Source organism: Streptomyces sp. SUK 48, from assembly GCF_009650765.1.
GTDB lineage: Bacteria > Actinomycetota > Actinomycetes > Streptomycetales > Streptomycetaceae > Streptomyces.
Genome location: NZ_CP045740.1, coordinates 5,130,677 through 5,149,519, shown reverse-complemented (window position 1 = coordinate 5,149,519; position 18,843 = coordinate 5,130,677). Strand labels below are relative to the sequence as shown.

Annotated in this window: 17 protein-coding genes; 5 read left to right on the top strand and 12 right to left on the bottom strand. The window is 71.2% G+C overall.

Translation table 11 applies throughout. The features are described 5' to 3' along the window. Positions 1-59: 59 nt before the first annotated feature. The 7 genes from GHR20_RS22550 to clpS all read right to left on the bottom strand — a co-directional run bounded on the left by GHR20_RS22550 (position 60) and on the right by clpS (position 7,127). Positions 60-2,150 (bottom strand): putative Ig domain-containing protein, encoded by a 2,091-nt coding sequence (locus tag GHR20_RS22550; RefSeq protein ID WP_153814196.1) that lies wholly within the window; start codon positions 2,148-2,150, stop codon positions 60-62. A gap of 281 nt (positions 2,151-2,431) precedes the next feature. Beyond that, positions 2,432-3,382: a cysteine synthase gene (locus GHR20_RS22545; RefSeq protein WP_148024651.1), complete on the bottom strand. Its 951-nt coding sequence runs from the start codon at positions 3,380-3,382 to the stop codon at positions 2,432-2,434. Between the two features lie 16 nt (positions 3,383-3,398). Beyond that, on the bottom strand, positions 3,399-3,677 hold the full coding sequence (locus GHR20_RS22540; RefSeq protein ID WP_111584397.1) for a MoaD/ThiS family protein: 279 nt from the start codon (positions 3,675-3,677) through the stop codon (positions 3,399-3,401). 186 nt (positions 3,678-3,863) lie between these two features. Then, positions 3,864-4,286, bottom strand: coding sequence for a M67 family metallopeptidase (locus GHR20_RS22535; RefSeq protein WP_111584396.1), 423 nt, complete (start codon positions 4,284-4,286; stop codon positions 3,864-3,866). Positions 4,287-4,430: 144 nt separating this feature from the next. Further along, entirely contained in the window at positions 4,431-5,864 is a 1,434-nt protein-coding gene (locus tag GHR20_RS22530; RefSeq protein WP_148024649.1) for an amino acid permease, read from the bottom strand. A 327-nt stretch (positions 5,865-6,191) separates the two neighbouring features. Then, positions 6,192-6,797, bottom strand: a complete 606-nt coding sequence (locus GHR20_RS22525; protein ID WP_148024648.1) for a DUF2017 domain-containing protein — start codon at positions 6,795-6,797, stop codon at positions 6,192-6,194. A gap of 12 nt (positions 6,798-6,809) precedes the next feature. Beyond that, positions 6,810-7,127 (bottom strand): ATP-dependent Clp protease adapter ClpS, encoded by a 318-nt coding sequence (clpS, locus tag GHR20_RS22520; RefSeq protein ID WP_153816096.1) that lies wholly within the window; start codon positions 7,125-7,127, stop codon positions 6,810-6,812. 56 nt (positions 7,128-7,183) lie between these two features. On the opposite strand from clpS, the gene GHR20_RS22515 reads away from it, so the two are divergent. Both GHR20_RS22515 and GHR20_RS22510 read left to right on the top strand, forming a co-directional pair. After that, positions 7,184-8,530 (top strand): nicotinate phosphoribosyltransferase, encoded by a 1,347-nt coding sequence (locus GHR20_RS22515; RefSeq protein ID WP_153814195.1) that lies wholly within the window; start codon positions 7,184-7,186, stop codon positions 8,528-8,530. An 80-nt stretch (positions 8,531-8,610) separates the two neighbouring features. Further along, on the top strand, positions 8,611-9,207 hold the full coding sequence (locus GHR20_RS22510; protein ID WP_153814194.1) for a nicotinamidase: 597 nt from the start codon (positions 8,611-8,613) through the stop codon (positions 9,205-9,207). Positions 9,208-9,211: 4 nt separating this feature from the next. On the opposite strand, the gene GHR20_RS22505 is transcribed toward GHR20_RS22510, so the two are convergent. Both GHR20_RS22505 and GHR20_RS22500 read right to left on the bottom strand, forming a co-directional pair. After that, positions 9,212-9,532 (bottom strand): hypothetical protein, encoded by a 321-nt coding sequence (locus GHR20_RS22505; protein WP_111584391.1) that lies wholly within the window; start codon positions 9,530-9,532, stop codon positions 9,212-9,214. 121 nt (positions 9,533-9,653) lie between these two features. Continuing rightward, on the bottom strand, positions 9,654-12,008 hold the full coding sequence (locus tag GHR20_RS22500; protein WP_153814193.1) for an immune inhibitor A domain-containing protein: 2,355 nt from the start codon (positions 12,006-12,008) through the stop codon (positions 9,654-9,656). 318 nt (positions 12,009-12,326) lie between these two features. Between GHR20_RS22500 and GHR20_RS22495 the strand changes: the two genes are divergently transcribed. Next, positions 12,327-12,566: a hypothetical protein gene (locus tag GHR20_RS22495; protein WP_111584389.1), complete on the top strand. Its 240-nt coding sequence runs from the start codon at positions 12,327-12,329 to the stop codon at positions 12,564-12,566. Between the two features lie 10 nt (positions 12,567-12,576). Here GHR20_RS22495 and GHR20_RS22490 read toward each other — a convergent pair whose 3' ends face one another. Next, positions 12,577-13,329, bottom strand: a complete 753-nt coding sequence (locus GHR20_RS22490) for an RDD family protein (RefSeq protein ID WP_153814192.1) — start codon at positions 13,327-13,329, stop codon at positions 12,577-12,579. A gap of 80 nt (positions 13,330-13,409) precedes the next feature. Next, positions 13,410-15,026: an RDD family protein gene (locus tag GHR20_RS22485; protein WP_153814191.1), complete on the bottom strand. Its 1,617-nt coding sequence runs from the start codon at positions 15,024-15,026 to the stop codon at positions 13,410-13,412. A gap of 245 nt (positions 15,027-15,271) precedes the next feature. Between GHR20_RS22485 and GHR20_RS22480 the strand changes: the two genes are divergently transcribed. Continuing rightward, a complete protein-coding gene (locus tag GHR20_RS22480) occupies positions 15,272-15,685 on the top strand; it encodes an SsgA family sporulation/cell division regulator (RefSeq protein ID WP_153814190.1) in 414 nt (137 codons plus the stop codon). Positions 15,686-15,726: 41 nt separating this feature from the next. Here GHR20_RS22480 and GHR20_RS22475 read toward each other — a convergent pair whose 3' ends face one another. After that, complete coding sequence (locus GHR20_RS22475; protein ID WP_153814189.1) at positions 15,727-17,151, bottom strand: FAD-linked oxidase C-terminal domain-containing protein; 1,425 nt, start codon at positions 17,149-17,151, stop codon at positions 15,727-15,729. A gap of 92 nt (positions 17,152-17,243) precedes the next feature. On the opposite strand from GHR20_RS22475, the gene GHR20_RS22470 reads away from it, so the two are divergent. Further along, positions 17,244-18,734, top strand: coding sequence for a tetratricopeptide repeat protein (locus tag GHR20_RS22470; protein ID WP_153814188.1), 1,491 nt, complete (start codon positions 17,244-17,246; stop codon positions 18,732-18,734). Positions 18,735-18,843: the final 109 nt, after the last annotated feature.

Genomic DNA, 18,843 nt, shown 5'->3' with positions numbered 1-18,843 from the left:
GATCCCGCACGCGGAGTTCCGCGTGCGGGATCGCAGGGTGGTTCAGGTGGTGCGGGTGATCAGCTGGTGGTCAGGGACGTGTCGTCCACGACGAAGCTGGTCTGGAGCGAGGAGTCCTCCACGCCGTTGAACTTCAGGGTGACCGTCTGGCCCGCCAGCGAGGACAGGTCGAAGGTCTTCTGGACGTAACCCGTCGACTTGTTCAGGTTCGAGTAGGTCGCGAGGGTGGTCGAACCGGCGGTGACCGTCAGCTTGTCGTACGCGGTGCTGGTGCTGGTCTCGGCGGTGTCGACGTGCAGGTAGAAGGAGAGGGTCGCCTTGCAGCCCGCGGGGATCGTCACCGACTGGGACACGGTGTCGGTGTGCGAGGTGCCGTAGCCGTCCATCCACGCCTTGTACGAGCCGCCGTGCGCGGCCTCACCGGAGTCGTTGGTGATGACGCCGCTGGAGGCGGTCCAGCCGGTGTTGCCCGACTCGAAGCCCGGGTTGGCGAGCAGCTGCGAGGAGGTGCAGCCGCCGCCACCGCCGCCGGTGCCCACGGTCCAGGTGAAGGAGGTGGAGCCGGTCGCGCCGGTGGAGTCGGTCGCGGTGACGGTGACCTGGTAGGTGCCCGCGGTGGACGCGGTACCGGAGATCACGCCGGTGGAGCTGTTGATCGACAGGCCGGTGGGCAGGCCGGAGGCGCTGTAGGTCAGGGCCGCGCCCGCGCTGTCGGAAGCCTTGACGGAGAGGCTGACGGAGCTGCCGGTCGTGGTGGACTGGCTGCCCGGGTTGGTCACGGAGACGGTGTTGCCGCCGGTACCGCCGCCCGAGGTGAAGGCCGCGGTGCCGTTCGGGGTGCCCCAGCCGGTCGGACCGTCGTAGCCGGTCTGCGCCTTGCAGAAGTACGCCGTGGAGCAGGAGCCGTTGGAGCCGCTCGTCACGTCGTTCAGGTTGCCGGTGTGGCTGTAGGGGTACTTCGCCGGGTAGTCGCCGGAGCCCGGGGTGCCCGCGAGCGCGTAGACGCTGGCGATGATCGGCGAGGAGGCGCTGGTGCCGCCGTAGACCGCCCAGCCGCTGCCGCCGTAGGTGTCGTAGACCGCGACACCGGTGGCCGGGTCGGCGACCGCGGAGACGTCGGACTCCATGCGCTTGGCGCAGCCCGTGTCGGTCTGCCAGCTCGGCTTCGGGTCGTACGCCGAGCAGCCGGAGCCGGTGCCCTCGGTGGAGCTGGTGTTCCACACCGACTCGCTCCAGCCACGGGAGTTGGAGGCGGTGGTGAGGGCGGTACCGCCGACGGCGGTCACGTACTGGGAGGTCGCCGGGTACTCGGCACCGTAGCCCTCGTCACCGGCGGAGACGGTGATCGCGACGCCCGGGTGCTTGAAGTACTGGGTGTCCTCGCTGGTCTGCGAGGAGTCCTCGGAGCCGCCCCAGCTGTTGGAGACGAACTTGGCGCCGAGCGAGACGGCCTCGTTCTCGGCCACGCCGAGGTCGGTGTCGTTCGCCGAACTGGCCTCGACCAGCACGATGTTGCAGTTCGGGCAGACCGCGCTGACCATGTCGATGTCGAGCATCTCTTCGCCGGCCCAGCCGCTGTCGTTGGTCGGCAGCGAGGTGGTGGAGCCGGTCTGGCTGACCTGCTTGAAACAGCCGTTGGCCTTGGTGCAGGCGGAGAGGCCGTACTGGGACCGGTAGGTGGCCAGGTCCGACTCGGCGTTGGGGTCGTTGAAGGCGTCGACGATGCCCACGGTCATGCCCGAACCGGCCGAGGTGGGCAGGTTGTAGGCGCTGTGCAGGTTGGCCGGGGAGAGGCCGGAGGGCGTGGCGTTGGGCGTGATCGCCGCGGCCAGCTGCTGCTTGATGTCCGTGCGGCGCTGGGCGAAGCAGGACGCGTGGCCCGGCGTGTGGTCCGTGGCGCACACGTGGGTCGTGGGGACCTTCTGCCCGGCCTTGCCGGTCGCGTGGAAGGTCTGCCGCTGGGGGGCGGTCAGCGCCTTGTTGTTCGTGGTGACCTTGCTGGTCTGCGGGTGGGCCGCGACGGCGGGCTGGACCGCGCCGGCCGTCGGCGCGGCGGCGAATCCGGCGACGGTCAGGGAGAGAGCGGGGAAGGCGACGGCCAGAAGTCTTCGCGCACTTCGGGTTCGTCCGCTCGGGCGTGACTCACGCATGTGGGTACTGCCTCCATCGGGAAGTGGGGTTTCTCGCACTGGTTGGCAGCCCGTGACGCGCGTAGCGGCGACCACGCAGTCATGAGCATGACATTCAGGCACACCTCATGCCGACTGAGCGTGACATGACAGGGTGCGGGAGGAACGTAGCCCCGGAAACCGACCACCGGGCAGTGCCGGAAGGATTTCTTTGCTTCCCCATAGGAACGGCTTAGCCCCCTCGTGAGAGGGGGCTGGTGATCACTTGAGACGTGACTCGGCCGAAACTTGTGCCCCGGAAACTAGGCCCAGAGCTGGCCCTGGAGGGTCTCGACGGCGGCTTCCGTGGTGGTGGCCGTGTAGACGCCCGTGGACAGGTATTTCCAGCCGCCGTCGGCCACGATGAAGACGATGTCCGCGGGCTCCCCCGCCTTGACCGCCTTCCCGCCGACGCCGATCGCGGCGTGCAGCGCGGCGCCCGTGGAGATGCCCGCGAAGATGCCCTCCTGCTGGAGGAGTTCACGGGTGCGGGTGACCGCGTCGGCGGAGCCCACGGAGAAGCGGGTGGTGAGGACCGAGGCGTCGTACAGCTCGGGGACGAAGCCCTCGTCCAGGTTGCGCAGGCCGTAGACCAGGTCGTCGTAGCGGGGCTCGGCGGCCACGATCCTGACGTCCGGCTTGTGCTCGCGGAGGTAGCGGCCGACGCCCATCAGGGTGCCCGTCGTGCCGAGGCCCGCGACGAAGTGGGTGATCGAGGGGAGGTCGGCGAGGATCTCCGGGCCGGTGGTGGCGTAGTGCGCGCCCGCGTTGTCCGGGTTGCCGTACTGGTAGAGCATCACCCAGTCCGGGTGCTCCGCCGACAGCTCCTTGGCCACCCGCACCGCGGTGTTCGAGCCGCCCGCGGCCGGCGAGGGGATGATCTCCGCGCCCCACATGCCGAGCAGGTCCCGGCGCTCCTGGGAGGTGTTCTCCGGCATCACGCACACCATCCGGTACCCCTTGAGCTTGGCCGCCATGGCCAGCGAGATGCCGGTGTTGCCGGAGGTCGGCTCCAGGATGGTGCAGCCGGGGGTGAGCCGGCCGTCCTTCTCCGCCTGCTCGATCATGTGCAGCGCGGGCCGGTCCTTGACCGAGCCGGTGGGGTTGCGGTCCTCCAGCTTCGCCCAGATCCGGACCTCGGGGGACGGCGACAGCCGCGGCAGGCGCACCAGGGGGGTGTTGCCCACCGCGGCCAGCGGGGAGTCGTAGCGCATGCTGCTCAGCGACCGATCAGCGCATCCCGCCGGCGACGGCCGGCAGGATCGTCACGTTGTCGCCGTCCGACAGCTTGGTGTTGATGCCGTCCAGGAAGCGGACGTCCTCGTCGTTCAGGTAGACGTTGACGAACCGGCGCAGCTGGTCGCCGTCCACGATGCGGGCCTGGATGCCCGCGTGCCGGCTCTCCAGGTCGGTGAACAGCTCGGCGAGGGTGGTCCCGCTGCCCTCCACGGCCTTCTGGCCGTCGGTGTACGTGCGGAGGATGGTCGGGATGCGGACCTCGATGGCCATGGTGCGGGCTCCTGTCGGAAGGGTCTTCGGGGGCTGCGGGCTCGGTACGTCGGCCGAGGGACGCGCCACCGTCAGAAGCCGAGGGCGCGCACCACAGTCGTAACCATGGGCTCATCGTATCGATTCCCGGTCAGCGGACCGGAATGTGATCTCACCTGTCGGATGAATCCCGGTCGCATGCTGAGATCAGTAGGTTTCGACGACCCTGACCTCCTCCTCGGTGACCTCTCCGTCCACGATCCGGAAGGACCGGAACTGGAAGTCGCCGAGGCCGTCCGTGTCCGCGGTGGACACCAGGACGTAGTGGGCACCGGGCTCATTGGCGTACGAGATGTCCGTGCGCGAGGGGTACGCCTCGGTCGCGGTGTGCGAGTGGTAGATGACCACCGGCTCCTCGTCGCGGTCGTCGAGCTCGCGGTAGAGCCTGAGCAGATCGCCGGAGTCGAACTCGTAGAAGGTCGGCGACATGGCCGCGTTCAGCATCGCGACGAACCGCTCGGGGCGGTCCGAGCCGGCCGGGCCCGCGACGATGCCGCACGCCTCGTCGGGGTGGTCCTTGCGGGCGTGGGCGACGATCTGGTCGTACAGGGCCTGGGTGATGGTCAGCATGGGGGCCAGGATAAGCAGAGGGCCGCCTCGTACCGAGGGATGGTACGAGACGGCCCGCATGCTGGACGTCCTGAGCGGCGGCCGCCGAGGGCGCCACGAGTGCTCCCGACGGCCGGACGTCCCGGTGGGGGTCCGGCGGTGGCGTCAGCGCTTGGCGAAGGCCGCGGCCTCCGGGTTGCGGCGCTTGAGCACCGCGTAGGAGACGCCGAGGATCGCACCCCACAGCGGCGCGCAGTACAGCGAGACCCGGGCGTCCTTGTCGATGCCCATCAGCACGATCACCATGCCGATGAACAGCAGGGAGAGCACGCTGGCGTAAGGGGCGCCGGGGGCCGGGAACTCCGAGCGGGGCAGCAGCCCGCGGTCGGACGCCCTGCGGTAGCGGATGTGGCAGACCAGGATGACGATCCACGCCCACATGCCGGAGATGGTCGCGAAGGAGACGACGTAGTCGAACGCCTTGCCCGGCCACTGGTAGTTGATCCAGACACCGACGAGCATCAGCGCGGCGGAGAACGTGGTGCCGACGAGCGGGGTGCCGCTGCGCGTCAGCCGGGTGAACAGCTGGGGGCCCTGCCCGTTGAGCGCCAGGTCACGCAGCATGCGGCCGGTGGAGTACATACCGGAGTTGCAGGAGGAGAGCGCGGCGGTGAGGACCACGAAGTTGACGATGCCGGCGCCGACCGACAGGCCCATCTTCTGGAAGGCGGCCACGAAGGGGCTCACCCCCGGGTGGAACTCGGTCCACGGCACCACCGAGAGGATCATGATCAGCGCGCCGACGTAGAAGACGGCGATCCGCCACGGCACGGTGTTGATCGCCTTGGGCAGGACCTTCTTGGGGTCCTTGGACTCGCCCGCGGTCACACCGACCAGCTCGACGGCGAGGAAGGCGAACATGACCATCTGGAGCGTCATCAGGGTGCCGCCGATGCCGTGCGGGAAGAAGCCGCCCTGGTTCCACAGGTGGCTCACCGAGGCGGTGTCGCCGGCGTCGGAGAAGCCGATCGTCAGGATGCCCGCGCAGATCAGGATCATGCCGATGATCGCGGTCACCTTGACCATGGAGAACCAGAACTCCAGCTCACCGAAGAGCTTCACGGAGATCAGGTTGGCGGCGTAGAGCACGAACGTGAAGATCAGCGCCGAGGCCCATTGCGGTATGTCGAACCAGTACGTCATGTAGGCGGCCGCGGCGGTGACCTCGGTGATGCCGGTGACCACCCAGAACAGCCAGTACGTCCAGCCGGTGACGAAGCCCGCGAAGGGGCCGATGAACTCGCGCGCGTACTCCGAGAACGAGCCGGAGACCGGGCGGTACATCAGCAGTTCGCCGAGCGCGCGCATGATGAAGAAGATGACGAGGCCCGCGATGGCGTACGCCAGGATGAGGCTGGGTCCCGCCTTGGAGATGCCCTTGCCCGCCCCGAGGAACAGACCGGTGCCGATGGCGCCGCCGATGGCGATCATCTGGATCTGGCGGGAGCCGAGCCCGCGCTGATAACCCTCGCCCTCGCCGCCCTCCGCCCGCGCGGACTCGGGGCCGTCGGGACGCTGGTCGACCTGCGCTGAGGTCATGGTGGTGCGCCTTTCTCCATTCCGATCCGTGCCTCTTGTCGGCCGCGGACCGGGTTTCGAATCCCCCCGGATTGATGGAGTTCATGCCTGGCCGACGGTCGTCGGCTCGGTGGCGCACCCGGCGTACAAGGGTGGTGTTCGCCGGGCGGTCGTGAAGATTTATCACGATCGCAATAGTGATCGGGGGGTCGGGATGTGGCGCGCTTCACAGGGAAAAGCGGACAAAGAGCGAGTGAATACGGCAAACCAGGCCGCAACGGTGACGGGATCGTTATCCGGATTTGAGCGTCCGCTGAGCGAACACGCAAAGCGCCGGGCTCACCGGAATCACGACAGGAGAGTCGCCACCAGGGTCTCCTGGAGGCCGCCCAGCCACAGATAGGCCATCACCATCGGCTTGCGCGGGTCCGCGTCGGGGAGCCGGTAGAGCAGCTCGGTGTCGTCGTCGTCCGCGATCTCCAGCCGGGAGCCGATCGCGAGGCGCAGATCGTTGAGCGAGCCGAGCCAGCGCCGGGACTCCTCGGGCGACAGCTTCAGCACGGCGCCGCCCTCGTCCACCGGGGCGAGCGCGTCGAGGCTGCGGATCACCGCGAGGGCGTTCTCCCGCTTGCCGGCCCGGAGGTCGTTCTCCGTGAAGCGGCGGAACTCGGCGGAGTGCGCGCGCCGCTCCTCGGCCTGGGCGGGCGAGTCCGGGGCCTTCTCCGGGTCGCTGTACGCGTCCGGGAAGAGCCGGCGCAGCACCGGGTCGGCGGGCGGCTCGCTCGGGCCCTCCGCGAACAGCTCGGCGAGCGGGTCGCTGGGGGCGTCCTCGCCGGGGCCCGGTCCGATCAGCTCCAGGAGCTGGACGGCCAGCGAGCGGATGATGGAGATCTCGACGTCGTCGAGGGCGACGGCCGCGCCGCCGCCGGGAAGCGGTTCGAATTGTCCGGGCATGGGATGGGGTCGCTACTTCCGGTCCTGCTGGAGGGTGGCCCACAGACCGTAGCCGTGCATCGCCTGCACGTCGCGTTCCATCTCCTCGCGGGTTCCGCTGGAGACGACCGCCCGGCCCTTGTGGTGGACATCGAGCATGAGCTTGGTGGCCTTGTCCTTGGAGTAGCCGAAGTACGTCTGGAAGACGTACGTCACATAGCTCATGAGGTTGACCGGGTCGTTGTGCACGATGGTGACCCAGGGGACGTCGGACTCGGGTACGGCGAAGACCTCCTCCGCCGACTCGGTGCGTTCGATCTCTACGGGCGCGGGTGACGTCACGGTGACCATGCTGCCATGCGCCCCGGAAATCGTCACACTGACGAATAGGGGGTACGATCCCTGCCATGAACACAGCGGACCTTGGGCTGCCGGTGGATGTTCCCTCGACGGCGCTCTTCACCGACCAGTACGAACTGACGATGTTGCAGGCCGCGCTGAAGGCCGGCACGGCCGAGCGGCGCAGCGTGTTCGAGGTCTTCACCCGGCGGCTGCCGGAGGGGCGGCGCTACGGCGTGGTCGCGGGCACCGGGCGCGTCCTGGACGCGGTGGAGAACTTCCGCTTCGACGAGGGCCAGCTCGGCTTCCTGCGCGAGCAGCGGATCGTCGACGAGGAGACCCTGGCGTGGCTCGCCGACTACCGGTTCACCGGGGACATCTGGGGCTACCCCGAGGGCGAGGTGTACTTCCCCGGCTCCCCGATCCTGCGGGTGGAGGGCAGCTTCGCCGAGTGCGTGCTGCTGGAGACGGTGATCCTCTCCATCCTCAACCACGACTCCGCCATCGCGGCCGCCGCCTCCCGGATGGCCTCCGCAGCCGGTGAGCGCCCGCTGATCGAGATGGGCGCCCGCCGCACCCACGAGCTGGCGGCCGTCGCCGCCGCGCGCGCCGCCTACGTCGGCGGTTTCGCCACCACGTCCGACCTCGCGGCCGGCTTCCGCTACGGCATCCCGACCGTCGGCACCTCCGCGCACGCCTTCACCCTGCTGCACGACCACGAGCGGGACGCCTTCCGGGCCCAGGTGGACACCCTCGGCCCGGGCACCACGCTGCTGGTGGACACGTACGACGTCGCCGAGGCGGTCCGTACGGCGGTGGAGGTGGCCGGGCCGGAGCTGGGCGCGGTGCGCATCGACTCCGGCGATCTGCTGCTGGTCGCGCACCGGGTCCGCCGGCAGCTGGACGAGCTGGGCGCGACCGGGACCCGGATCGTGGTCACCTCGGACCTGGACGAGTACGCGATCGCCTCGCTGGCCGCGGCGCCCGTGGACGCGTACGGGGTCGGCACCCAGCTGGTCACCGGGTCCGGGCATCCGACCGCGTCCATGGTCTACAAGCTGGTCGCGCGCGCCGAGACCGCGGACCCGGAGGCGCCGCTGGTGCCGGTCGCGAAGAAGTCCAGCGGCGGCAAGGCGTCCGTCGGGGGCCGCAAGTGGGCGGCGCGGCGGCTGGACGCGCACGGGGTGGCCGAGGCGGAGGTCGTGGGCACCGGACCGGTGCCGGCGCGGCTCGCCGACCGGCAGCTGCTGGTACGGCTGGTCGAGGACGGCCGGGTCGTGGCGCGCGAGCCGCTGGACGTACCGCGCGAGCGGCACATCGCCGCGCGGGCGAACCTCCCCCTGTCCGCGACGCAGCTGTCGCGGGGGGAACCGGTCCTGCCGACGGAGTACGTCCACGAGCGCCCGGGTAGCTAGGGTCTGTCGTCCGCCCCCTCCCCTACGGGCCCGTCATTCTCTAGGCTCGGGTACTTCACCACCATCAGAAGGACACCATCATGCGTCGCGCGTTGATCGTCGTGGATGTGCAGAACGACTTCTGCGAGGGGGGCAGCCTCGCGGTGGCGGGGGGTGCGGACGTCGCCGCCGCGATCACCGAGCTGATCGGGCAGGCGGGCGGCACGGGGTACCGCCATGTGGTGGCCACCCGGGACTGTCACATCGCGCCCGGCGGCCACTTCGCGGACGACCCGGACTACGTCCGCTCCTGGCCGGCGCACTGCGTCGCCGGCACGGAGGGGGTGGGCTTCCACCCGAACTTCGCCCCCGCGGTCGCCTCCGGCGCCATCGACGCCGTCTTCGACAAGGGCGCCTACTCCGCCGCGTACAGCGGTTTCGAGGGCACCGACGAGAACGACACCCCGCTCGCCGCGTGGCTGCGCGACCGCGAGATCGACGAGGTCGACGTGGTGGGCGTCGCCACCGACCACTGCGTGCGCGCGACCGCCCTGGACGCCGCCCGGGAGGGCTTTCGCACCCAGGTCCTGCTGGACCTGACGGCGGGTGTCTCCCCGGCGACGACGGAGCGGGCCCTTGAGGAGCTACGGGAAGCGGGCGTGGAACTGATCGGCAAGCCGGTCGTCAGCGGCGGCTGATCCGCTACTGGACCACCGCTGACCTGCGCAGCAGCGCCCGGATCGGATGCCAGAGCTCCGGCGTCAGGACACCGTTGTCCGCGGGCGCCGTGCGCCATATGAGGCCGTCGGGGTGGTGCAGGACCGCCGTGATCTCGTCCGGCGTCGGAGGCGCGCTGTTGCCGCGCAGATAGATCGGCCGCAGGCCCAGATTGCGCAGCCGGGTCAGGGCGCGGGCGCGGTTGCCGGCGTGCACCAGGACCCGTACGCCGGCGGCGTCGTCGGGCAGGTTCAGCGCGACGACGACCGTGCCGTTCGGCAGTTTGCAGAAGCCTCCAGCGGCCATGCGGTCACATCCCCGTTCCGGTGAGTGTCAATAAGCGAGTCACAGAACGCACCTAAACACGATCGGCGGCGACCCGCCAAGGGGTTGCCGCCGATACGCGCCTGACCTGCGAAGATGCGAGCTACTTCACCGCGGGTCCGACCTTGACCGAAATCGTCGAGCCGTCCTTGGCCTCGCGGACGATCGAGATCTTGGTGTTGGTGTCAGTTACCTTCACGGCGCCGGCCGGGTTCGCCGGGTCGTAGTAGTCGCTGGTGTGGTCGTTGAAGACCGGGACGCCCCGGGAGGACTTGATCTTCGTCGCGACGTCCGCGTTGTGCAGCGTGAGGCCGTCGGTGCGGTACAGGCTGAACGGGGAGTCGTACGCCTGCATCCGGTTGCGCATCAGCGTGCCGTCGTTCCAGCGCAGCGCGGTCGGGTGCGAGTCGACCGGCAGGATCTGGCCGACGCCCGGGTGGTCCTTGGCGTTGGTGTTGTTGTCCGCCTGGGACAGGTCCCACTTCCAGATCAACAGGCCGTTCTGGTACGCGTAGTGCTCCACCCAGTCGGGCCGCGCCTTCGAACCGAAGTTGTACGGGCCGGTCTTGAGCGTGGTGTCGTACGACACGTACTGCCGGTTCTCGGCGATGTAGTACTGCTTGTAGTCCTTGGTGAAGGACGCGCCGATGCGGGAGAACCCGTTCGAGGCCCAGGCGTTGTCCGCCGACTCGGCGTTGTCCGAGAAGAGCGCGGCGCCGTCGGCGGTCACGGTGATCTCGTCCGCGGTGAAACCGTTCTCCGCGACGCCGCCGTCCGTGAGGTAGCGGAAGCGCAGCTGGATCTTCTGGCCGGCGTAGGCGTCCAGGGGGTACGACAGCTTCTTGTTGGTCTCCGAGAAGCCGGTCAGCGCGGGCTTGCCGCCGCCGTCACGCGGGATGGCCTGGCCGTCCGCGGTGCCGTCCAGGGCGGTCCAGTTGGCGCCGCCGTCGGTGGACACCTCGGTGTAGAGGAAGTCGTAGTTGTTCTCGGTGGCCCACCAGCCGTCCAGGCTCAGCGTGGCCGAGGACTTGCCCGTGAGGTCGACGGACCGGGTCAGCGTGTTCTTCAGGTCGTTGCCGCTGCCGCTCCACCACTGGGTGGCACCCTGTGCGGGCTGGGTGATCTCGGTGGTGACCGCCTTGTCGGGCAGGCTGACGACCAGGGCCTGCCTGTTCTTGGTGTTGTACTCCGCGACGCCCAGCTTGTGCGCGGACTTCACACCGGCCTTGGCGGTGTCGTAGTTCAGCCAGCCCAGCTGGAGCTTGTCCCAGGCGTTCATGTCGCCGGGCAGGTCACCGATGGACTCCTTGCCGGTGCCCAGCCAGGAGCCGGAGGACATCAGGGTCCAGAAGCCTGTGGAGTTGTCGCCGCCGTTGGTGTCGTACTCGTCCGGCAGGCCGAGGTCGTGGCCGTACTCGTGGGCGAAGACGCCGAGTCCGCCGTTCTCCGGCTGGATGGTGTAGTCGCCGACCCAGATGCCGGTGTCGCCGATCTGCGCGCCGCCGAGCTTGTTGGCGGCGGGGCCGGTGGAGCCGGTGTCGGTGCCGAAGGCGTACCAGCGGTGGGCCCAGATGGCGTCCTTGCCCTGGGCGCCGCCGCCCGCGGACTCGTCCTCACCGGCGTGCACCAGCTGGAAGTGGTCTATGTAGCCGTCGGGCTCGTTGAAGTTGCCGTCACCGTCGTAGTCGTAACGGTCCCACTGGTCGTACTTGGCCAGGTCCTTCTTGATGTCGGCCTCGGACTTGCCGGCCGCCTTCTGCTGGGCGACCCAGGAGTTCAGGCCGTCGCTGACCACGTTCCACACGCTGGTGCAGTTGGTGGAGCCGCACGCGTCGTTGCCGTAACGGGCCTCGTTGTAGGGGACCTTGACCCAGTCCGAGACCTCGCCGTCCACCGAGTAGCGGCCCGAGGACTGCTTCTCGTAGTACTTCTTCAGCGACTCGGTCTTCTTGCCGGTGCCGAAGTAGAGGTCCTGGAAGTGCTTCTGGTTGTAGTCCTTCTGCCAGGCCGTGGAGTTGTCCTGCTTGCGGTCCGGCGCGGCGATCGTGTTGTGCAGCGGCCCGGGGGTGCCGCCGAACTTGGGATCGGTCTTGTCGCCGAACTCCACCAGGATCGTGAAGATCTTGTCGGTCTTCTCGCGGCTGAGCTCGACGTACTTGCTCTTGCCCTTGCCGCTCTTGAGCTTGACGACCTTGGAGCCGCCGCGCTCCTGCGGGCTGGTCTTGCCCGCGATGACCTGGTTGAGCGCCTCTTCGCGCTGAGCCTTCTGGGTCTTGCTCAGCGGGCCGTCGAGGTCGTGCGACTTCTGCTGCACCGGGGCCGGGTCGTGCCGGTGCACGGCGCCGGACGGCCTCTGCGTGCTCGCCTCCGCGACCGCGAAGGTGGCGAACGTGGCGGAGGCCGCCGCGATCGTGACACCGATCGCCGCCGCTCTGAACGTCCAGGATCTGCTGGTCACTTGAGTTCCTCCCCCGCGCCCCGCGCGCGGACAGGGGGTTCCCGGGTTCGGAAGTCCGTGCGCGCATGACAAGCGCGTGTTCAAGTGACGACATTTGACTAGAGGTTTAGAAGAAAAGACAGATCTTGACTCTGTAAGGCTCGGTGCACTATGCGGAGTTGACGTCGGCTTTAGCCGGAGCGTGCTTCCTGTGCGCCCCCCATGCACCGGCGCCGTGGGTTAGGTCACGCTTACCAGGGCGTCCGCTCGGGCATGCAGGCGAGGAGAGAGTCGAACGGCCGCCCCCGATACCCGAAGACCTCCGAGGACACGATTGCCATGCCTCGTCCGACCGTCGCCCAGCTCGCCTACGGCGCGAGCACCGTGATCTTCTCGACCCTCGCCATGCTGCTGCTGTCCCAGACGAGTTCGGGCACCGGGATCGCCGTCATCGCCCTCGCGGCACTCGCGCTCGGGCTGCTGGTCGCGATGACGGTGCCGGTGCCGGGGTCCCGCGGCGCACAGCAGGAGGCCGCCGGGACGGCCCCGGAGGGGGAGCGCGTCCCGACGGCCCTGTGAGGTCGTCCGGCTACCGTCGCCGGTCGGTCTCGGTGCTGACCACGACCGTCTTGGCGGCCTTGTCGTGCAGGCCCTGCTTGTAGGGCTTGTCGAAGAAGCTCCAGCCGCCGCAGATCACGGTCCAGACGCAGGCGCAGCAGAAGGCGAACGGCAGCCACAGCACCAGCGCGCGCAGCAGCGAGGTCTGGAGGCCGGGGGTGGCGCCGTCGGACAGGTTGGCCACCCGCATGCGCAGCCACTTCATGCCGAGGGTCTGGCCGGTCCTGTGGATGAGGAAGGTGTCGTAGGCGATGTAGAGCACGGCGGCGATGACGGACTGCCCCAGGGAGCGGGCGGCGTTGATCTGGTCGCCGTTCACGTCGTACTCGCGGACGTTGAACGCCCAGGTGAGCAGGTAGACGACGATGCCGACGAGGATCATGTCGATGATGCGGGCGAGGGTCCGCTTGGCGCTGTCCGCGAGCGGGGGCATGCCGGCCAGGGGGTCGCCGGGGTAGCCCCCGGCACCGTGCGGGCCGCCGCCGTAGGGACCGCCCCCGTAGGGGCCGCCCGGAGGTGGGGGCTGCTGACCCCCGTAGGGAGGCGGCTGCTGACCCCCGTAGGGCGGGGGCTGCTGCCCGTCGTGGGGCGGCGGCTGCCCGCCGTCGCCCGGGGGCGGGGAGTCGTACGGTGAGCCCTGCCCCTGGTTCGGCGGGGGCGGCTTCCTGAACGGGTCGTCCTCGGGTGGCTGCTCTCCGGAGCCGGGGGGCGGTGCGCTGCTCATGGCCCGAGTGGATCGCGAACGCCCCGGCTCCGCATCCGGCGGACGGCCGTACGGGGTACGGCCCTCCACCGGCGCCCCGGTCAGCCGGCGACGAAGGTGTGCGCCGCCTTGTCGTGCCAGCACTGGTGCCAGGGCCGGTCGAACAGGCACCACAGCACGCCCACGATCCCGATGCCGAGCAGCCCGGGGACGCTGTACACCAGCCAGCGGCGCAGCGCCGGGGCGAAGGCCGGGGGCTCATGGCCCTCGATGTCGCGTACGTCGAGGCCGCACAGCTTCTTGCCGAGGGTGCGGCCCCATTTGACGGTGGGCAGCACCTCGTAGCCGACGCCGAGGACGAGCAGCACGGCGAGGACGATGCCGAGGCTGGTGCCGGTGGTGCCGTCGAGCAGCCAGACGGTGACCTCGTGCCCGGACTGCCGGGCCGCGTCGACCTTCTGCTGGATGTGGTCGAGGGCCCGGGTGCCGAGCGGGACGGCCGCGACGGCGGTCACGGCGCCCAGGACCACGGTGTCGATCAGCCGGGCCGCGAGCCGCTTGCCGAGCCCCGCGGGGCGGGCGGCGGCCTGCCGGCGCGCCGCCGCCTGGAAGACGTCCTCCACCGGCGGCTTCCACGGCGCGACGGGCTGTTCCTCCGCCGCTCCCCCGGCCAGCTGGTGCACCTGCTGCGCCCAGGACCCCTGTCCGGGGCCGCCCTGCTGCGGGACCTGCGGGGCGGCGGGCGCGGGCCCCCGGTTCTGGGGCGGCTGTACGGCGCCGAACCCGGGCCCCGGGGCGGGAGCGGGGGCGGGGGCCGGGGCGGGAGCTGGGGTCGGGGCCGAGGGGGTGGCGGGTGCCGGGGGTGTCGCGGGGGTGGGCGCGGCGACCGGGCCCTGCGCGTGGAAGCCGGGCACGTCGGCCTGCTTCGGCGGTACCGGACGCATCGTCATCGTGCCGTCGTCGGTACGGCCGGTGACCGGGCGCCGGAAGACGAAGGTGCCGGGGTCGGGGGCGTCGCCCTCGGCGGGCGGGATCGTGGCGGCGCCGTCGGTGCGCTCCGCCCGCCCGTCGGGCGGTGCGCTCCCCTCGGCGGGAACCCGGGGGTCGGCGCCCCAGGGGCCACCGGCCTGCGCGGGCACGGAGGCGTGCCGCGGATCGGCGTGCCCGGCCTGCTGCCCGGCGGCGCCCTGGTCCCACCGGCCGCCCCAGTCCCCCGCCGCTCCCTGGGGCCCCGGAACGCCTGCCGGGCCCGCCTGTTGGCCGGGGACGCCCGCGACCGCCGGCCCTCCTTGCCGACCGGGGACGGCGCCCGGGTGGCCCAGCGGCCCGCCCGGCCCGGCGAGTTGGCCGGAACCACCCGCGTGGCCCCCTTGACCGGGCACGCCCGCCCGGCCCGGCGCGCCGGTCCCGTCCGCCGCGGGCCAGGGCCCGGCCGCCCCCGAACCTCCCGTTTCCTCGGCGGAGTTGCCGGTGACCGCGGGGCCCGAGGCCGCCGGGCCGCCGGGTTCCTCGTCGAAGAAGTGCGGGCCCGTCTCCTCCACGGCCGGGGTGACGCCCGGGGGCGGGGCGAGCGACTCGCCGTCCTTGGGGGCCGGGCGGCTGGTGCCGGGCACCCAGGCGGCGCCGTTCCAGTACCGGACGTAGCCGGGGATGGACGGGTCCGGGTAGTAGCCCTCGCGGGGCCGGTCGTCACCGGGGGCCGGGGTTGGGGCGCTCATGTCCGTCGTCCCGTATCTGCTCGTGGGTGGGATGGGGCCACCCACATCTATCAGACGCGGGCACGCGCCACCGGCAGTCCCGCAGGACCCACTCCATCCGGTCAACGCGGCGCGCGCCGCCCGGACCGGGCCGAAAAAAATTTCTCCGGACCCGCGTAATGCCCGGCCCGTTGCCTCCTCTCCCCTGGTACGGGCCCGCGCCGAGCGGTCCCGTACGGTCCCCGGCACGAAAGGAAACCCGGATCATGCAGCACACGGTGGTGGAGCGGGAGCTCGAACTCAGGCTGATCCTGTCCCCCGAGCGGAGCATCCCGGTCCCGGCCCGGCTCGTCTACCGCTCCGACGACCCCTACGCCGTCCATGTCGTCTTCCACATCAACTCCGAGTTCCCGGTGCACTGGACGTTCGCCCGCGATCTGCTGGTGGAGGGGGTGTTCCGGCCGTGCGGGCACGGGGACGTGCGGGTGTGGCCGACGAAGTCGGGGGGCCACAGCGTCGTACTGATGGCGCTGAGTTCGCCCGACGGGGACGCCCTCCTGGAGGCGCCGGTCCCGCAGGTCTCCGCCTGGCTGGAGCGCACCCTGCGGGCGGTGCCGCCGGGCACGGAGGGTGAGCAGCTCGGCATCGACGACGCCCTCGACCAGCTGCTCGCCCGGTGAGGCCGGGCCGCACCCGTACGACCACGGGCCGCCCGGCGGGCTCAGAAGAGCTTGCCCGGGTTGAGGATGCCGAGCGGATCGAAGACCTGCTTCACCGAGCGCTGCATCTCCACCCCGACCGGCCCGATCTCCCGTGCCAGCCAGTCCTTCTTCAGCACTCCGACGCCGTGTTCGCCGGTGATGGTGCCGCCCAGTTCCAGGCCGAGGGCCATGATCTCGTCGAAGGACTCGCGGGCCCGGCGGGACTCGTCCTCGTCCCCGGCGTCGAAGCAGACGGTGGGGTGGGTGTTGCCGTCGCCCGCGTGGGCGCAGACGCCGATCGTCAGGCCGTACTTCGCGGCGATCCGGTCGACGCCCTCCAGCATGGCGCCCAGCCGGGAGCGGGGTACGCACACGTCGTCGATCATCGTCGTGCCCTTGACCGCCTCCAGCGCGGTCAGCGAGAGCCGCCGGGCCTTGAGGAGCAGCTCGGACTCGGCCGCGTCCTCGGCCGGGACGACCTCGGTGGCGCCGGCGGCCTCGCACAGGGCGCCGAGGGCGGCGAGGTCGGCGGCCGGGTCCGGGGTGTCGAAGGCGGCGAGCAGCAGCGCCTCGGTGGTCTCCGGCAGGCCCATGTGGGCCAGGTCGTTGACCGCCTTGACGGTCGTACGGTCCATCAGTTCGAGGAGCGAGGGGAGGTGGCCGCCGGCCATGATCCGGCAGACGGCGTCGCAGGCGCTCGCGGCGGACGGGAACTCGGCGGCCAGCACCAGCTGCTGGGGCGGCTTGGGCCGGAGGCCGAGGACCGCGCGCACGACGATGCCGAGGGAGCCCTCGGAGCCGACGAACAGCCGGGTGAGGTCGTAGCCCGCGACGCCCTTGGCGGTGCGCCGTCCGGTGGACATCAGCCGGCCGTCGGCGAGGACGACGTCCAGGCCGAGGACGTACTCGGCGGTCACGCCGTACTTCACGCAGCACAGGCCGCCGGAGCCGGTGCCGATGTTGCCGCCGATGGTGCACATCTCCCAGCTGGAGGGGTCCGGCGGGTAGTACAGGCCGTGCGCCTCGACGGCGCGGGAGAGGTCCGCGTTGATCACGCCCGGTTCGACCACGGCGACCCGGTCGACGGGGCTGATCTCCAGGATGCGGTCCATCTTGGTGAGGGACAGTACGACGCAGCCGTCCGAGGCGTTGGCCGCGCCGGACAGTCCGCTGCGGGCGCCCTGGGGGACGACGGGGACGCGCAGTGCGGTGGCGGTGCGCATGACGTGCTGCACCTGCTCCACGGTGCGCGGCAGGACCACGACGGCGGGGGCTCCGGCGGGGCAGAAGCTGGCCATGTCGTGGGCGTAGGCGGCCGTGACGTCGGGGTCGGTCAGCACGGCCTCGGGGGGCAGACCGGCCAGGAGCCGGTCGGTGAGGCTGCCGGTTGCTGCGATGGCTTCGATGGCTTCATCGCGACGTGCTTCGATGCGGCTCATGATCACAGGTTCGCACTCACGGCCATCGGTGTGAACCCCGTCAGCCTCTCGCCACGCCCGACGCGATCTTCTTGTCATATTGACGCACAGTGAGCGCCATGGACAACCGAGTGAGCGAGCCGGGAACGTCCCTGCCGAGCGGGCCGCCCGCACCCCGCCGTTCCCGGCGGTTGCTGCGGCGGGTACTGGTCACCGCGCTGAGCGGCGGTGTGGTCGCGGGAGCGGTCCTGGCCATGTGGCCGGGGATCGGGCCCGGGACCACGAGTCCGCCCGCCCCGGGCCCCCGGGCCCACCGGGCGCAATTGCGCGCCCCGGCGCAGGCGGCGCTGGCGCTGACCGCGGTGACCACCGGGATGCCGGCCACGCTGCCGGCCCTGACGGCGCTGATCGGACAGCAGGAGCAGCGGGTGCGGGCCCAGCCGCAGGACGCGAAGGCATGGGCGGTACTGGGGACGGCGTACGTCGAACGGGGGCGCGCCACGGCCGGGTCGGCGGACTTCCCGCGGGCCGAGAAGGCGCTGGAGACCTCGCTCCAGGCGGTGGACGAGGAGCAGAACGTCCAGGCGCTGGACGGCCTGACCGCGCTGTCCCTGGCACGCCGTGACTACACCGAGGCGAAACGTTACGCCGAGCAGGCGCAGGAGCTGGCGCCGGCGCGGTGGTCGTCGTACTCCCAGCTCATCGACGCGGACACCGGGCTCGGCGACTACGACGCGGTCGGCGACTCCTTCGACAAGCTGATGGCGCTCAAGCCGGGCGCGGCCGAGCGCCCCGCGGTGATGGCGCGGGCCGCCGCGGTCTACCGGAACCGGGGCTGGCGCGAGGACGCGGTGGCCCAGCTGACCGACGCGGCCGCCGCCGCCCGCACCCCCGCCGAACAGGCCGCCTACCTCACCCAGTTGGGCCAGCTGGCCTTCGAGCGCGGGGACCTCCAGGACGCGCTGCGGCACTACGACGCGGCGCTGCGCCAGGACGCCGCCCAGCCGGCCGCGCCGGCCGGGCGGGCCCGGGTGCTGGCGGCGCTGGGCCGCACGAAGGAGGCGGTGACCGCCTACCGCGACGCGCTGGCCCGCCGCCCGGACCCGCGCGACGCGCTCGACCTGGGCGAGCTGTACGAGTCGCTGGGCATGACCACGCAGGCCCGGGAGAGCTACGGCCAGGTGCGGGAGCTGGCGCGGCGGGAGACGTCGAACGGGGTGGACGACGAGCTGGTGCTCGGGCGGTACGAGGCCGACCACGGGGACGCGCAGCAGGCCGTGGAGCGGCTGCGCACCGAGTACGACCGGCAGCCCGGCACCGAGGTGGCCGACGCGCTCGGCTGGGCGCTGCACCGGGCCGGCGAGGACGAGGAGGCCCTGGAGTACGCCACGACGGCGACGGACGGCACGAAGGGCGGCGGGCTGCGCAGCGCGCTGTACGCCTATCACCGGGGCGCGATCGAGTCCGCCCTGGAGCTGGACGGTCCCGCCCGGCGCAGCCTGCGCGAGGCGCTCCAGATCAGCCCGGCGTTCTCCCCGCTGTGGGCCCGCGAGGCGAGGTCGGCGCTCGCGGCCCTGGGTGACCCGCCGGATGTGCCGGTGCCCGGCTGATCCGTCCGGGTGAACGTGGGACGGGGACCGGCCGGTGGGTGCGGCACCGGGCGGTCCCCGTGGTGGGGGGTGGCGGTCACTCTGTCCAGGGGTCGCGGCGCGTGTCCCT

What these genes read in the sequence shown, in the direction of transcription:
- GHR20_RS22550 (WP_153814196.1), bottom strand. Translation starts at nt 2,150, where the DNA reads ATGCGTGAGTCACGCCCGAGCGGACGAACCCGAAGTGCGCGAAGACTT.
- GHR20_RS22545 (WP_148024651.1), bottom strand. Translation starts at nt 3,382, where the DNA reads ATGCGCTACGACTCCCCGCTGGCCGCGGTGGGCAACACCCCCCTGGTG.
- GHR20_RS22540 (WP_111584397.1), bottom strand. Translation starts at nt 3,677, where the DNA reads ATGGCCATCGAGGTCCGCATCCCGACCATCCTCCGCACGTACACCGAC.
- GHR20_RS22535 (WP_111584396.1), bottom strand. Translation starts at nt 4,286, where the DNA reads ATGCTGACCATCACCCAGGCCCTGTACGACCAGATCGTCGCCCACGCC.
- GHR20_RS22530 (WP_148024649.1), bottom strand. Translation starts at nt 5,864, where the DNA reads ATGACCTCAGCGCAGGTCGACCAGCGTCCCGACGGCCCCGAGTCCGCG.
- GHR20_RS22525 (WP_148024648.1), bottom strand. Translation starts at nt 6,797, where the DNA reads ATGCCCGGACAATTCGAACCGCTTCCCGGCGGCGGCGCGGCCGTCGCC.
- clpS (WP_153816096.1), bottom strand. Translation starts at nt 7,127, where the DNA reads ATGGTCACCGTGACGTCACCCGCGCCCGTAGAGATCGAACGCACCGAG.
- GHR20_RS22515 (WP_153814195.1), top strand. Translation starts at nt 7,184, where the DNA reads ATGAACACAGCGGACCTTGGGCTGCCGGTGGATGTTCCCTCGACGGCG.
- GHR20_RS22510 (WP_153814194.1), top strand. Translation starts at nt 8,611, where the DNA reads ATGCGTCGCGCGTTGATCGTCGTGGATGTGCAGAACGACTTCTGCGAG.
- GHR20_RS22505 (WP_111584391.1), bottom strand. Translation starts at nt 9,532, where the DNA reads ATGGCCGCTGGAGGCTTCTGCAAACTGCCGAACGGCACGGTCGTCGTC.
- GHR20_RS22495 (WP_111584389.1), top strand. Translation starts at nt 12,327, where the DNA reads ATGCCTCGTCCGACCGTCGCCCAGCTCGCCTACGGCGCGAGCACCGTG.
- GHR20_RS22490 (WP_153814192.1), bottom strand. Translation starts at nt 13,329, where the DNA reads ATGAGCAGCGCACCGCCCCCCGGCTCCGGAGAGCAGCCACCCGAGGAC.
- GHR20_RS22485 (WP_153814191.1), bottom strand. Translation starts at nt 15,026, where the DNA reads ATGAGCGCCCCAACCCCGGCCCCCGGTGACGACCGGCCCCGCGAGGGC.
- GHR20_RS22480 (WP_153814190.1), top strand. Translation starts at nt 15,272, where the DNA reads ATGCAGCACACGGTGGTGGAGCGGGAGCTCGAACTCAGGCTGATCCTG.
- GHR20_RS22470 (WP_153814188.1), top strand. Translation starts at nt 17,244, where the DNA reads ATGGACAACCGAGTGAGCGAGCCGGGAACGTCCCTGCCGAGCGGGCCG.